The following is a 13,795-nucleotide window of genomic DNA, read 5'->3' as shown; positions in this document are numbered from 1 at the left end:
AAAAGGAGGTGGCAACCGGCGCGACGTCCGGCGGCCAGAAGCGTTCTTTACAGCTGACGGAAACGGCTGCGTACGCCGAAGGTTTCCGAGGTGACGTAGCGTTCAACCTGACGCAAGCGCTGTTCGCTGGCTTTCAGCTCACGATCGGCCTCCTGCAGCAACGTCCGTGGCGAGGGTGCCGCTTCACCGTCGAACTCACTGGCGGGTACCGGATCCAGCACGTAACTGAGAATGATGTAAGCCACCACGGTGAACATAAACAGGCCGAAGAAAATCGACAGCACCGCCATGATCCGCAGCAGTTTTACCGGTACGCCCAGGTAGTGCGCCAGACCGGCAAGGACGCCTTTTATCACGCCCTCTTCCGGTACGCGGTAGAGTTTTCGTTCTGACATTCGGCTCGTCATTATGATTGCCTCCAGCCCGGATGTTCGGAATCCAGAATTTCTTCCAGCGCCTGAATACGTTCACGCATGCGCTGCGCATCTTGCGTCAGGCTGGAGAGATTTTGCATCTCATGCTGACTGAGCTGAGTGCCATTTTGCTGGCGATTGCTGTAGTGAAGCCACAACCACACGGGCGCCACGAATAAAACGAAAATGGTCAGCGGAATAGCTAAAAACAGGAAGCTCATTGTCTCTCCTTATGAGTCTTTTTTGTGCCGGTTAAGGCGTTTGTCCTGCAGTGTGAACCCGCCCGCAGGCAGGTTCATCAACGGTGCAATGCGCAATTATGCGTCCTGGCTACCGTTCATTTTAGCTTTCAGGGCAGCGATCTGTGCGCTGATTTCATCGTCGGCTTTCAGTTCGGCGAATTCCTGATCCAGCGATTTCTTTTTGCCAATACCGACCGTTTCAGCCTCGGCTTCCATGTGATCGATGCGGCGTTCAAACTGCTCAAAACGCGCCATCGCTTCATCAATTTTACCGCTGTCCAGCTGACGGCGAACGTCACGGGAAGATGACGCGGCCTGATGGCGCAGAGTCAGCGCCTGCTGACGGGCACGGGTTTCGGTCAGTTTGCTTTCCAGCTCGCCAATTTCTGACTTCATGCGATCCAGCGTTTCTTCCACGACGGTCACTTCGTTTTTCAGCACAATGACCAGATCGGAGAGTTTCTGTTTTTCAATCAGCGCAGCACGCGCCAGATCGTCTTTTCCTTTACGCAGCGCCAGCTCGGCTTTGTCCTGCCATTCGGCCTGCTGAGACTCGCCCTGATCGATGCGGCGGATCAGCTGTTTCTTTTCTGCCAGCGCACGGGCGGAGGTCGAACGTAACTCAACCAGCGTGTCTTCCATTTCCTGAATCATCAGACGAACCAGTTTTTGCGGGTCTTCTGCTTTATCCAGCAGCGTGTTGATGTTGGCGTTAATGATGTCAGCGAAGCGAGAAAAAATACCCATAATCGAAATTCCTCTTTGATTCTGTTTGGTTTCCGGCCAAATGATTACCGGTCAAATCCGCAGGAAATTTTTCAGCTGCGGCGATAAACCTATATCAGGATCCGTGCCAACTTTTTAAAATCTTTATCTTCATGAATAAATTGAATTTTTTAATGACGACTCTGCTATGCTTATTTTTCAAAATGATGATTTTCACTAAGTGTTAGTGTGTTTCACCACGCAAGGAAGACCAAATGACGGATAACACAGACAATTTACTTGGCGAAGCCAACGCCTTCATCGAAGTGCTGGAACAGGTGTCACAACTGGCAAAGCTGAACAAACCGGTTCTGGTCACCGGCGAACGCGGCAGCGGTAAAGAACTGATCGCGCATCGTCTGCATTATCTGTCCCCGCGCTGGCAGGGGCCGTTTATTTCTCTTAACTGTGCGGCACTGAATGAAAACCTGCTGGATTCCGAGTTGTTCGGCCACGAGGCTGGGGCATTTACCGGCGCGCAGAAACGCCATCTGGGCCGCTTTGAGCGCGCCGACGGCGGAACGCTGTTCCTCGATGAGCTGGCGACCGCGCCGATGCTGGTGCAGGAAAAACTGCTGCGCGTGATTGAATACGGCCATCTGGAGCGCGTCGGCGGCAGCCAGCCGTTGCAAGTGGATGTGCGGCTGGTGTGCGCAACGAATGATGATTTACCTGCGCTGGCTGAAGCAGGAAAATTCCGCGCCGACCTGCTCGACCGTCTGGCTTTCGACGTGGTTCAGTTGCCGCCGCTGCGTGAGCGCCAGCAGGACATCATGTTACTGGCCGAACATTTTGCCATTCAGATGTGCCGCGAACTCTCACTGCCGTTGTTTCCCGGTTTCACTGAACATGCGCATGACACGCTGATGCGTTATCGCTGGCCGGGAAATATCCGTGAGCTTAAAAACGTCGTCGAACGCTCGATGTACCGCCACGGCACCAGCGAGTTTCCGCTCGACAACATTATTCTCAATCCTTTCGCACAACGCACCGCTACGGAAAAACCGGAGACGCCCGCTGATAACCCGGCGCTGCCGGCCTTACCGCTGGATTTAAAACAATGGGTGACCGGTCAGGAAAAAAATCTGATCGAGCAGGCACTGCGGCAGGCACGTTTCAACCAGCGCAAGGCGGCTGAATTACTGAACGTCACTTATCATCAGTTACGCGGCATGTTGAAGAAGCATGAAATACAGGTAAATGCGCAGGAAAGTGACTGAATTTCAGACAAAAAAAAGCCAGCACCCGAGCTGGCTAAGTCATTCTGGAAGCAATGTGAGCAATGTCGTACCTCGCGATTAACGCCCCTGGCGGGACACCTCTCGTCCGGTGAAAAGAATGATAATGGTTCTCAGTATCGTCTGTAAAGCACTTTGTTGAGAATTTTTCTCATTACCACAACGTCATTATGGCTACTTATTGAACAACCTTAACCTCCTTAAGGATTACCATTCAGGGAACGGATCGGCCATTGCCATCCAGTTATCGATGCCCTCTGCCATCTGTTCTTCACTTAACAGGCACGCATCCAGCTGGCGGATAATCTCCGCCTTATCGAGATACTGACCAATAAACACCAGCTCCTGGCGCATGTCGCCGAACGGTTCCACCCATTTCTCCATGATCTGTTCGCGCGTTTCCTCATCCTGCGGCCAGTCGCTTTCCGGCAGGGCGCGCCAGAAAATACCCGCCATGCCGTAGTGGGCAATTCCCCCCGCCTGACTCCACTGCCCGGCGAATCGTGGCCGCGTCGCCAGCCAGAAAAAGCCTTTTGAACGCAGCAGATTGCCACCGCCCCAGTCGCCGTGCACCACGCGGTAAAACTTATCCGGATCAAACGGCCTGCGGGCGCTGTAAACAAAGCTGCTGATACCGTATTCCTCAGTCTCCGGCGTGTGCTCGCCACGCAGCTCTTTCAGCCAGCCGGGTGCCCGCTGCGCTTTAGCGAAATCGAAACGCCCCGTATTGAGCACGCTTTCCAGCGGCAGACTGCCTGGCGAAACCGGAAGTATGTGCGCGTCCGGATTGAGGCTTTTCAGCAACGCGATAACTTCCCGCTGCTGCTGACTGTCGAGCATGTCGGTTTTACTCACCAGCAGAACGTCGCAAAACTCTATCTGGTCGATCAGCAAATCGGTCACGCTGCGGTTATCCTCCTCACCCAGACTTTCGCCTGCCTCCTGCACGCTGCGCGCTTCCTGATATTGCTGCATAAAATTGACGCCATCGACCACGGTGACCAGCGTATCCAGCCGGGCAAACTGCGACAAACTTTCGCCGTTTTCATCTTCAAAAGTGAAGGTTTCCGCTACCGGCAGCGGCTCCGAGATACCGCTCGACTCAATCAGCAGATAGTCAAACCGCCCCGCCTGCGCCAGTTCGCGCACCGAAATCAGCAGATCTTCGCGCAGCGTGCAGCAGATGCAGCCATTGCTCATTTCCACCAGTTTTTCCTGCTGGCGGTCGAGAGTAATTTCGTTGGCGACCAGCGCGGCATCGATATTCACTTCGCTCATGTCGTTGACGATCACCGCCACGCGCATGCCCTGCCGGTTATTAAGAATGTGATTAAGTACGGTGGTTTTGCCCGCGCCAAGAAAACCGGACAGCACGGTAACGGGAAGTAAGGACATCGTTAACCTCTTATCGAAGGAGAGTGCAGGAATACTTCGCCTGCGATTATTGTTATATTATAACATAACAATATCAGTCCAGCTTCAAGGGTTTTATTTTTATCCGCATAAAATTTGCGCGATGTGCCGCAGGAATACGCGGTGTTTCGCGCAATGGATTGGGGTACCTCGCAGAGTACGGTACACTTAAGGCATTGCACCTTAACTTTGAAGCCTTTATGCGTCGTCTAACCTTGTGGATGCTTTTACTGAGCGGTTTGTCCACAGCAGTGTTTGCTGAGACTGCCCCAACACCCGCCAGCGCGCCGGTCATCACTGCGCCGGTGAAAGATATTCGCCAGAGTGGCTTTGTCTATTGTGTCAACGGCATGATCAATACGTTCAACCCGCAGAAAGCCAGCAGCGGGCTGATCATTGATACGCTCGCAGCACAATTGTATGACCGCCTGCTGGATGTTGACCCCTACACCTATCGTCTTATCCCTGAGCTGGCGCAGAGCTGGGAAGTTCTTGACGGCGGCGCGACGTACCGCTTCCATCTGCGTAAAGACGTGCCTTTCCAGCAGACAGGCTGGTTCGCGCCTTCCCGCAAAATGAATGCCGATGACGTGGTCTTCAGCTTCCAGCGCATCATTGATCCGAACAATCACTATCACGGCGTCAACGGTGAAGATTATCCCTACTTCGACAGCCTGCAATTCGCCAAAACCATCAAAAGCATCAAAAAAATTGACGACTCAACGGTTGAGTTTCGCCTGAACAATCCGGACGCCTCTTTCCTCTGGCACCTGGCGACGCACTACGCGCCGGTACTCTCTGCGGAATATGCGGCCAGTCTGCAAAAAGCAGGCAATGAAGAAGAGATCGACCGCCAGCCGGTGGGCACCGGTCCGTTCCAGCTCGGTGAATACCGTACCGGACAGTACGTGCGTCTGATGCGTAACGGGCAATACTGGAAAGGTAAACCGCGCATGGCGCAGGTGGTGATCGATATGGGCGTTGGCGGCACCGGGCGTTTATCCAAACTCCTGACCGGTGAATGCGACGTGCTGGCCTATCCTGCCGCCAGCCAGTTGTCGATTCTGCGTGAAGATCCGCGTTTGCGCCTGTCGCTGCGCCCCGGTATGAACGTGGCGTATCTGGCCTTCAATACGAATAAAGCACCGCTTAACGATCCGCGGATCCGCCAGGCGGTTGCGTTATCTATTAACAATCAACGCCTGATGCAGTCGATCTATTACGGCACAGCGGAAACCGCTGCCTCTATTTTGCCGCGCGCGTCGTGGGCGTATGACAGCAACGCGCAGGTGACGGAATACAATCCGAAGAAAGCGCAGAAAATCCTCAAAGATTTAGGGCAGGAAAAGCTGACCCTGCATTTATGGGTGCCGACCGCCTCGCAGTCGTTTAACCCGAGCCCGCTTAAAACCGCCGAACTGTTACAGGCAGACCTTGCACAGGTGGGGATTAGAGTGATCATCGTGCCGGTCGAGGGACGTTTTCAGGAAGCCAAGCTGATGGAGATGAATCACGATCTGACCCTGACCGGCTGGTCCACCGACAGTAATGACCCCGACAGTTTCTTCAGGCCGATGCTCAGCTGTGCGGCGATCCCTTCACAGACCAACTATGCTCACTGGTGTGACCCGGCGTTTGATGAACTGCTGCGTCAGGGCCTGCTTTCCCAGCAGCTTTCGCAACGCATTGAGTTTTATCAGCAGGCGCAAAAAATTCTTGAGCAGCAACTCCCGGTGCTGCCGCTGGCCTCTTCCCTGCGCCTTCAGGCTTACCGTTATGACATCAAAGGGCTGGTTTTGAGCCCGTTCGGCAACTCGTCGTTTGCCGGTGTCTTTCGCGATGACGAAGGAAGGAAAGCACCATGATCATCTTCACGTTACGTCGCGTTCTTTTGCTGCTGGTTACGCTGTTTTTTCTCAGTCTGGTGGCCTTCAGCCTGAGCTATTTCACCCCAAACGCACCGCTGCGCGGGGCGTCATTATGGGATGCCTACCATTTTTACTTCACCAGCTTATGCCAGCTGGACTTTGGCGTTTCCAGCATTAATGGTGAAAGCATCCGCTACCAGCTCAGAGCAGTGTTCCCGGCGACCATGGAACTTTGTGTGCTGGCCTTTGCCCTGGCACTGCTGGTTGGCATTCCGTTCGGCATTCTCGCAGGCGTAATGCGCGGAAAATGGCCGGACATCGCGATCAGCAGTCTCGCCCTGCTCGGCTTCTCCATCCCCGTATTCTGGCTGGCCGTGTTGCTGATGCTGTTCTTCTCGCTACAGCTTGGCTGGCTGCCAGTGTCCGGACGGCTGGATCTGTTATATGAGTTGAAAACCGTCACCGGCCTGACGCTTATCGACGCCTGGCTGTCTGATTCTCCGTATCGTCATGAAATGATTGTCAGTGCCATTCGTCATATGGTTTTACCGATCGCCGCGCTGGCGGTGGCGCCCACCACAGAAGTGGTCCGTCTGATGCGGATTTCAACCGACGAGATCCTGACAAAAAACTATGTGAAAGCCGCCGCGACGCGGGGATTATCACGCTTCACGATTATCCGCCGCCATGTGCTGCACAATGCATTGCCGCCGATCATTCCCAAACTCGGTTTACAATTCTCCACCATGCTGACGCTGGCGATGATCACCGAAGTGGTCTTTAACTGGCCGGGCATCGGGCGCTGGCTGATTAACGCCATCCGCCAGCAGGATTACGCGGCGATCTCCGCCGGCGTGATGGTGGTCGGATCGCTGGTCATTGTGGTTAACGTGTTCTCAGACATTCTGGGTGCGCTGATGAATCCATTGAAACATAAGGAATGGTATGCCCTTCGATAACGTATACCGCGAAAAACAGGTACCCAGCCCGCTGCGTCACACGTGGGGAATTTTCTATCGCGACACATTGTCGATGATTGGTTTCTATGGCGTTATCGGGTTGCTGTTCCTGTGTGTTTTCGGGCACTTTCTGGCTCCTTACGCGCTGGATCAGCAATTTTTAGGGTATCAGTTACTGCCGCCATCCTGGTCACGCTACGGCAATGTCTCTTTCTTCCTCGGCACAGATGATCTGGGGCGCGATTTACTGAGCCGCATCCTCACCGGGGCGGCACCGACCATCGGCGGTGCGCTGGTGATTACGCTGGCGGCCTCTCTGTGCGGCGTGATTATCGGTGTTCTGGCGGGGATCTCCCGCGGGCTGAAATCCGCCATTCTTAACCATATTCTCGACACACTTTTATCCATTCCTTCTTTATTGCTGGCGATTGTTGTGGTGGCTTTTATCGGCCCTAAACTCGAGCACGCAATGCTGGCCGTTTGGCTGGCATTGTTGCCGCGTATTTCCCGCACCATTTACAGCGCGGTGCATGATGAGCTGGAGAAAGAGTACGTTGTCGCCGTGCGCCTCGACGGTGCCTCGACCTGGCAAATTCTGCGTTACGCGGTGCTGCCCAACATTGTGGCCGTACTGGCAACCGAGTTTACCCGCGCGCTGTCGATGGCAATTCTGGATATCGCCGCGCTCGGTTTTCTCGATTTGGGCGCGCAGCTGCCTTCGCCGGAATGGGGCGCTATGCTCGGTGATTCGCTCGAACTGGTGTACGTCGCGCCGTGGACAGTGATGCTGCCGGGGGCCGCTATTCTTATCAGCGTATTGCTGATTAACCTGCTGGGTGACGGTGTGCGTCGGGCGATCAATGCGGGAGTGGAATAATGCCATTACTTGATATCCGCAATCTGACCATCGAATTTATGACCTCAGAAGGGCCGGTTAAAGCCGTCGACCGCGTCAGCATGACGCTCAGCGCCGGGGAAATCCGCGGCCTGGTGGGAGAATCGGGTTCTGGCAAAAGCCTGATCGCCAAAGCCATCTGTGGCGTGACCAAAGATAACTGGCGGGTAACGGCTGACCGGATGCGCTTTGACGATATCGATCTGTTGCAACTGACACCGCGCGAACGCCGCAAGCTGGTGGGGCAAAACGTCTCGATGATTTTTCAGGAGCCGCAGTCCTGTCTGGACCCTTCCGAGAATATCGGACGCCAGCTGATTCAGGCGATCCCCGGCTGGACCTATAAAGGCCGCTGGTATCAGCGTTTTCGCTGGCGTAAATACCGGGCCATCGAGCTGCTGCATCGCGTCGGCATCAAAGATCATAAAGACATCATGGCCAGTTATCCTTATGAACTGACTGAGGGTGAATGCCAGAAAGTGATGATTGCTATTGCGCTGGCGAATCAGCCACGTTTGCTGATTGCCGATGAGCCGACCAATGCCATGGAGCCGACCACGCAGGCACAGATTTTCCGCCTGCTGGCGCGGCTGAATCAGAACAATAACACCACCATTTTGCTGATAAGCCATGACCTGCAAATGATGAGCAAATGGGCAAACCGCATTAACGTGCTTTACTGCGGGCAGACCGTCGAAAGCGCCACCTGCGAAGATCTGCTGGCAACACCTCACCACCCTTATACGCAGGCGCTGATCCGCGCGATGCCTGACTTTGGTCGCTCGCTGCCCCACAAAAGTCGTCTGAATACCCTGCCCGGCGCGATCCCTTCGCTTGAGCATCTGCCCATCGGATGCCGTCTGGGGCCGCGCTGCCCTTATGCACAGAAAAAATGCATTGAAACTCCCCGTCTGCGCCTGGCGAAAACCCATGCTTATGCGTGCCACTTCCCGCTGAACATGGAGGAGCAATAATGGCCGAAACTTTCCTCGAAGTGCGTAACCTGAGCAAAACGTTCCGCTATCGCACCGGGCTGTTCAGAAAAATGAATCTTGAGGCGGTAAAACCTGTCAGCTTTACACTGCGGGAAAAACAGACGCTGGCGATTATCGGTGAAAACGGCTCGGGTAAATCGACGCTGGCGAAAATGCTTTCCGGCATGGTGGAACCGAGCGGCGGTGAGATTCTGATTGACGATCATCCTCTGGCATTTCGTGACTACCGTTTTCGCAGCCAGCAAATCCGCATGATTTTTCAGGATCCGAGCACGTCACTCAATCCGCGTCAGCGTATCGGCCAGTTACTTGAAGCCCCGCTTCGCCTGAACAGCGAAATGGATGCCCAGCAACGGGAGCAGCGCATTAACCAGACGTTACGTCTGGTGGGGATGCTGCCAGACCACGCTAACTATTATCCGCATATGCTGGCCTCCGGGCAAAAGCAGAGCGTCGCCCTCGCCCGCGCGTTGATCCTGCAACCTAAAGTCATTGTGGCCGATGAAGCCCTGGCATCGCTTGATATGTCGATGCGATCTCAAGTCATCAACATGATGCTCGAATTACAGGAAAAACAGGGGATCTCGTATATCTACGTGACACAGCATCTCGGCATGATGAAACACATCAGCGATCAGGTGTTGGTGATGCATGAAGGGGAAGTGGTTGAGCGTGGTAATACCGCGGAAGTGCTGGCAGCACCGCTGCACGATCTCACAAAGCGACTGATTTCCAGCCACTTTGGTGAAGCGCTGACCGCCGACGCCTGGCGGCGTGACGGAAACGGACGCTGATAAATCTCATCAGGCGTGTTTGTGAAAAAACGGTGTCAGGTATCTGATGCCGTTTTTTTTAGCCATTGCGGTACAAATATTCGTCATAAATAGATTTAGCTGGCATTTCTGCGTTTATCTATTCCTTTTCGCTATGATTTATCGCTTAACATTATTTTATCTCGACACCAGGATAGGCAACGATAGGGTCTGTTAATTTGCCTGATGCAAAGGACCCGATCATGGAACAACAACGCAAGGCCGCGCACAGCGGCTGGTATCACGAGACACAATGCAGCCAGCAGGGTTATCTGCCGCTCGATCCGCATGCTGCGTTGGCTCAGGATCGCTTCTTGCTTGGGCTGGATGCACAACTGGACCCTACGCTGCGCGCCTTGATCAACGAACGTCAGGGGCTGCTGAACGCCTCACGAGCGTGTTACGATGTGCTTTTTCCGCACAGCCTGCGCGTGTCGCGCACTGAAACGCTTTCATTATATGACCGCCTGAGCAGTGCGCTCACCGTGGCACAGGTCAGCGGCGTACAGCCACTTTGTAGCCATTACGCCGCCCGCCTCGCCCCGCTCTCCAGCCCGGACGCCTCTCGTGAAAGTAACATCCGCCAGACTCACATCACCCAGTTCGCGCGATTACTTGCCACCCAGCCGACGTTAATCACCGCGCCAATGCTGAAACAGCTCAATGATATTGGCCTGAGCACGCAGGATATTGTCACCTTTACGCAACTGATCGGTTTTGTAAGTTATCAGGCGAGAGTGCTGGCTATTTTAAACGGGTTACGCGGCCGCGCAGCCGCCGTTTTGCCGGGTTTCCCTTCCCCTGAAGGTTGTGAGCAAAAGGGCTTTTCACTGGCGATGTTGCAATGGACATCACGGCTGCCGGAAGTCGCGCCTGAAAGCGCCAGCCAGCATCAGCAGGATGTGCTGGATCTGATTGCACCCGATGCGCGCTCCTCTTCGTTTTACACGCTGCTGGTTCACAATGCCGATGCACTGAGCGAATTCTCGGCGGTGTTCAATAACATCATGCAGGCGGGCGAACGTCCGAAAGCAGCCTGGCGCGAACTGGCCGCTGTGGCTACGTCAGAGCTGAACGGGTGCCTGTACTGCGCGGGCATACACGGGCGTTTGTATCTGGAAGCCGAAGGCAAGCCGGAATTAATCGAACAGTTGTTTGAGGCGACTCACCGTGATGACATTGTGGATGCGGTGTCACAACAACAGGCGGGCAGTGCAGAAGCAGCATTGCTGGAAAGTGTCATTGCGCTGACCCGTACACCGGAACGTTTCGATGCGCGTCTGCTGCACGGTTTGTCTGACGCCGGCTATACCGCAACACAATCTCTGGATATATTGCTGACCACGGCGCTGTTCAGCTGGTCGAATCGACTGATTCAGACGCTTGGCGATACGCTGAGCAAATGATCGGCTAAATCACCCGCTTTCCTAGTGATGCTTTATTCGTCAACTCCGGCAGGATTTCCCCCTGCCTGAGACATCAAATGTAAACACCCTCGCCGTTTAACCTCCCTAAGTCGTACTAATCTTATTTTCAATCGGAAATTTAGTGTTAAAACGAGAAGTAGATCACATTCCCCCTGTTGTCGTTTTAAACGCTGATTTTTGAACGCACTAAGAATGAATAAAATGCCACAAACTGCAAATTAACCGGGTTTATTCACTGTTTATTCACGATGAATGAGTGATTTAAACCATCATTGATATCGATGGAAAAATTAAACTTATATGCCTTTGAAGATGAATATTCATACAACATATTCGCGTTGCCTATTTCAAAAACATAAACGTTAATTCTGCATAACATTTCGAACACAGTTTAATCAGGTCGGATAAGTTATATGTAACGGAATATGTCAAACTCCTTGCCTCATTTACGTAGATAGTGAACATTACCTGCCGTCATCCCCATCTTATAACAATGCAAAGGGTGCTTATTTCGCGCCACTTATGCGTTTCCGCCATACGGCCGGAAGGAATAAACAGAGGTACGAGTGTCAACTGCAAACAAAACACCAAACAATGAAAGCGTGAGTCTGAACGCCTTCAAACAACCTAAAGCGTTTTATCTGATCTTCTCCATCGAACTGTGGGAACGTTTCGGTTACTACGGCCTGCAAGGGATCATGGCGGTTTACCTGGTCAAAATGCTTGGCCTGAGTGAAGCTGACTCCATTACCCTGTTCTCGTCATTCAGTGCGCTGGTCTACGGCTTCGTGGCCATCGGCGGCTGGTTGGGCGATAAAGTGCTCGGTTCAAAACGCGTGATCGTGCTGGGCGCGATTGTTCTGGCGTTAGGTTATTCATTCGTTGCCTATTCCGGCCACGAAGTGTTCTGGGTTTATCTGGGTATGGCGACCATCGCCGTCGGCAGCGGCTTGTTTAAAGCAAATCCATCCTCATTGCTTTCTACCTGCTATGCAAAAGATGACCCGCGTCTTGATGGCGCATTCACCATGTATTACATGTCCGTCAACATTGGTTCATTCTTCTCAATGCTGGCAACGCCTTGGCTGGCAGCCAAATACGGCTGGAGCGTGGCGTTTTCTCTGAGCGTGGTCGGGATGCTTATCACTATCGTGAACTTCCTGTTCTGCCGCAAATGGGTAAAACGTCAGGGTTCAAAACCGGATTTCGAACCTTTACAGTTCCAGAAACTGTTGATGGTGCTGGTGGGTGTTGTCGCGCTGGTGTTCATTTCAAGCTGGTTGCTGCATAACCAAACCATCGCACGTATGGTTCTGGGTGTGGTTTCTGTCGGCATCATCATTGTTTTTGCGAAAGAAACGTTCGCGATGAAAGGCATTGCACGCCGCAAAATGATCGTGGCTTTCCTGCTGATGATGGAAGCTGTGGTGTTCTTCGTGCTGTACAGCCAGATGCCAACGTCTCTGAACTTCTTTGCAATTCATAACGTCGGTCATGACCTGCTGGGTATCAGCTTCCAGCCTGAGCAGTTCCAGGCGCTGAACCCGTTCTGGATCATGGTTGCCAGCCCGCTGCTGGCTGCGGTTTACACCAAAGTGGGTGACCGTATGCCAATGCCGCACAAGTTTGCTATCGGTATGGTGCTGTGTTCCGGTGCGTTCCTGGTCCTGCCGTGGGGGGCGAGCCTGGCTAACGAAAACGGCATTGTGTCTGTTAACTGGCTGGTACTGAGCTACGCATTGCAGAGTATCGGTGAGCTGATGATTTCTGGCCTCGGTCTGGCCATGGTGGCACAGCTGGTTCCACAACGTCTGATGGGCTTTATCATGGGCGCATGGTTCCTGACGACCGCAGCCGCTGCGATTATTGCAGGCTACGTGGCTAACCTGACCGCCGTTCCTTCCGACATTCAGGATGCGCACGCTTCGCTGGCCATTTACAGCCATGTGTTCCTGCAGATTGGTATGGCGACCGCCGTCATTGCCGTGCTGATGCTGATCACCGCGTCTAAGCTGCACCGCATGACACTGGATCGTGACACTGACGAAAAACAACCTGATCTGGCTTCTGCGCAATAATCACAGAAAGCATTTGATGATGGTTACAGAGCGCCTCCTTTGGGAGGCGTTTTTTTTGGTGCTAATTTAGCAAAGGTCTTCATTGTGTTAGGATTGTGTAAGTTTATTCCTGTGGACATGGCCCTTTCTGATGAGCAACCGTTACACCAAATATGAACAACTCACGCGCTGTTTAGCTGCTGATATCCTCAAAAACAAAAAGTCGTTCTCATGGCGACGTATCATCCTGCGATGCATTAAACAGCCTAAGCACAGATACATTTTTTGGTGGAGGATCGCGAGTTACTTGTACTCAACCGACAGCCATTTTTGTAAAAGCCGTGCGCGGAAGATCAACTTTTCCCTCATCAAAAAATACAACATTGAAATTATGCTGGGTACGCAAATTGGTGAAGGGATCAGGCTGCCCCATTTCACAGGTATCGTGATTAATCCCTATTGCAACATAGGGAAAAATGTCCGCATCCGGCAAAATACGACGATTGGAATCAAAGATGATGTGGAGGGCGTGCTCCTGACCATTGGCGATAATGTCGATATTGGCGCGAACTGCTGCATTATTGGAAACGACATCACGATTGGTAATAATGTTGTGATTGGTGCGATGTCTTTTATCAATAAAAGCATTCCGGATGATGTCGTTTGCTATACCGAAAAAACCAATAAGATCATTGTCAGAACAGAGTAAAT

At 53.0% G+C, this 13,795-nt stretch carries 13 protein-coding genes; 9 read left to right on the top strand and 4 right to left on the bottom strand.

Annotated elements, in window-relative coordinates; translation table 11 throughout:
- Positions 1-47: 47 nt before the first annotated feature.
- The 3 genes from pspC to pspA form a co-directional block, all read right to left on the bottom strand.
- The gene (gene pspC, locus ACQZQY_RS13870) at positions 48-407 is read right to left on the bottom strand and encodes an envelope stress response membrane protein PspC (protein WP_136377376.1); all 360 of its coding nucleotides are present in this window, start codon (positions 405-407) and stop codon (positions 48-50) included.
- On the bottom strand, positions 407-634 hold the full coding sequence (gene pspB / locus ACQZQY_RS13865) for an envelope stress response membrane protein PspB (protein WP_056773709.1): 228 nt from the start codon (positions 632-634) through the stop codon (positions 407-409). The genes pspC and pspB overlap by 1 nt, the downstream gene beginning before the upstream one ends.
- Before the next feature lie 96 nt (positions 635-730).
- Positions 731-1,402 carry a phage shock protein PspA gene (gene pspA, locus ACQZQY_RS13860; RefSeq protein WP_056773707.1) on the bottom strand — a complete coding sequence of 224 codons (672 nt, stop codon included), beginning with the start codon at positions 1,400-1,402 and terminating at the stop codon, positions 731-733.
- Positions 1,403-1,635: 233 nt separating this feature from the next.
- Here pspA and pspF point away from each other — a divergent pair, with 233 nt between their 5' ends.
- Entirely contained in the window at positions 1,636-2,640 is a 1,005-nt protein-coding gene (gene pspF, locus ACQZQY_RS13855; RefSeq protein ID WP_431295804.1) for a phage shock protein operon transcriptional activator, read from the top strand.
- Between the two features lie 225 nt (positions 2,641-2,865).
- Here pspF and zigA read toward each other — a convergent pair whose 3' ends face one another.
- Positions 2,866-4,053 carry a zinc metallochaperone GTPase ZigA gene (zigA, locus tag ACQZQY_RS13850; RefSeq protein ID WP_431295803.1) on the bottom strand — a complete coding sequence of 396 codons (1,188 nt, stop codon included), beginning with the start codon at positions 4,051-4,053 and terminating at the stop codon, positions 2,866-2,868.
- Positions 4,054-4,271: 218 nt separating this feature from the next.
- Here zigA and sapA point away from each other — a divergent pair, with 218 nt between their 5' ends.
- The 8 genes from sapA (at position 4,272) to ACQZQY_RS13810 (ending at position 13,793) form a co-directional block, all read left to right on the top strand.
- Positions 4,272-5,936, top strand: a complete 1,665-nt coding sequence (gene sapA / locus ACQZQY_RS13845) for an ABC transporter substrate-binding protein SapA (protein ID WP_136374799.1) — start codon at positions 4,272-4,274, stop codon at positions 5,934-5,936.
- Positions 5,933-6,898, top strand: coding sequence for a putrescine export ABC transporter permease SapB (sapB, locus tag ACQZQY_RS13840; RefSeq protein ID WP_056773694.1), 966 nt, complete (start codon positions 5,933-5,935; stop codon positions 6,896-6,898). Before sapA ends, sapB begins: the two co-directional genes overlap by 4 nt.
- The gene (gene sapC / locus ACQZQY_RS13835; protein WP_122095575.1) at positions 6,885-7,775 is read left to right on the top strand and encodes a putrescine export ABC transporter permease SapC; all 891 of its coding nucleotides are present in this window, start codon (positions 6,885-6,887) and stop codon (positions 7,773-7,775) included. The genes sapB and sapC overlap by 14 nt, the downstream gene beginning before the upstream one ends.
- Positions 7,775-8,767 carry a putrescine export ABC transporter ATP-binding protein SapD gene (gene sapD / locus ACQZQY_RS13830; protein WP_056773685.1) on the top strand — a complete coding sequence of 331 codons (993 nt, stop codon included), beginning with the start codon at positions 7,775-7,777 and terminating at the stop codon, positions 8,765-8,767. The genes sapC and sapD overlap by 1 nt, the downstream gene beginning before the upstream one ends.
- Positions 8,767-9,582, top strand: coding sequence for a putrescine export ABC transporter ATP-binding protein SapF (sapF, locus tag ACQZQY_RS13825; RefSeq protein ID WP_056773684.1), 816 nt, complete (start codon positions 8,767-8,769; stop codon positions 9,580-9,582). Before sapD ends, sapF begins: the two co-directional genes overlap by 1 nt.
- 221 nt (positions 9,583-9,803) lie before the next feature.
- Entirely contained in the window at positions 9,804-11,006 is a 1,203-nt protein-coding gene (locus ACQZQY_RS13820; RefSeq protein WP_056773681.1) for a CMD domain-containing protein, read from the top strand.
- Between the two features lie 587 nt (positions 11,007-11,593).
- The gene (dtpA, locus tag ACQZQY_RS13815) at positions 11,594-13,105 is read left to right on the top strand and encodes a dipeptide/tripeptide permease DtpA (RefSeq protein WP_056773678.1); all 1,512 of its coding nucleotides are present in this window, start codon (positions 11,594-11,596) and stop codon (positions 13,103-13,105) included.
- 130 nt (positions 13,106-13,235) lie between these two features.
- Positions 13,236-13,793, top strand: a complete 558-nt coding sequence (locus tag ACQZQY_RS13810) for a serine acetyltransferase (RefSeq protein WP_056773675.1) — start codon at positions 13,236-13,238, stop codon at positions 13,791-13,793.
- The last annotated feature ends 2 nt before the right edge of the window (positions 13,794-13,795 follow it).

It is taken from the genome of Rahnella sp. PAMC25559 (genome assembly GCF_050632365.1).
GTDB lineage: Bacteria > Pseudomonadota > Gammaproteobacteria > Enterobacterales > Enterobacteriaceae > Rahnella > Rahnella rivi.
Note: the sequence above shows the minus strand (reverse complement) of the source record. Positions and strands in the feature narration are given on the sequence as shown.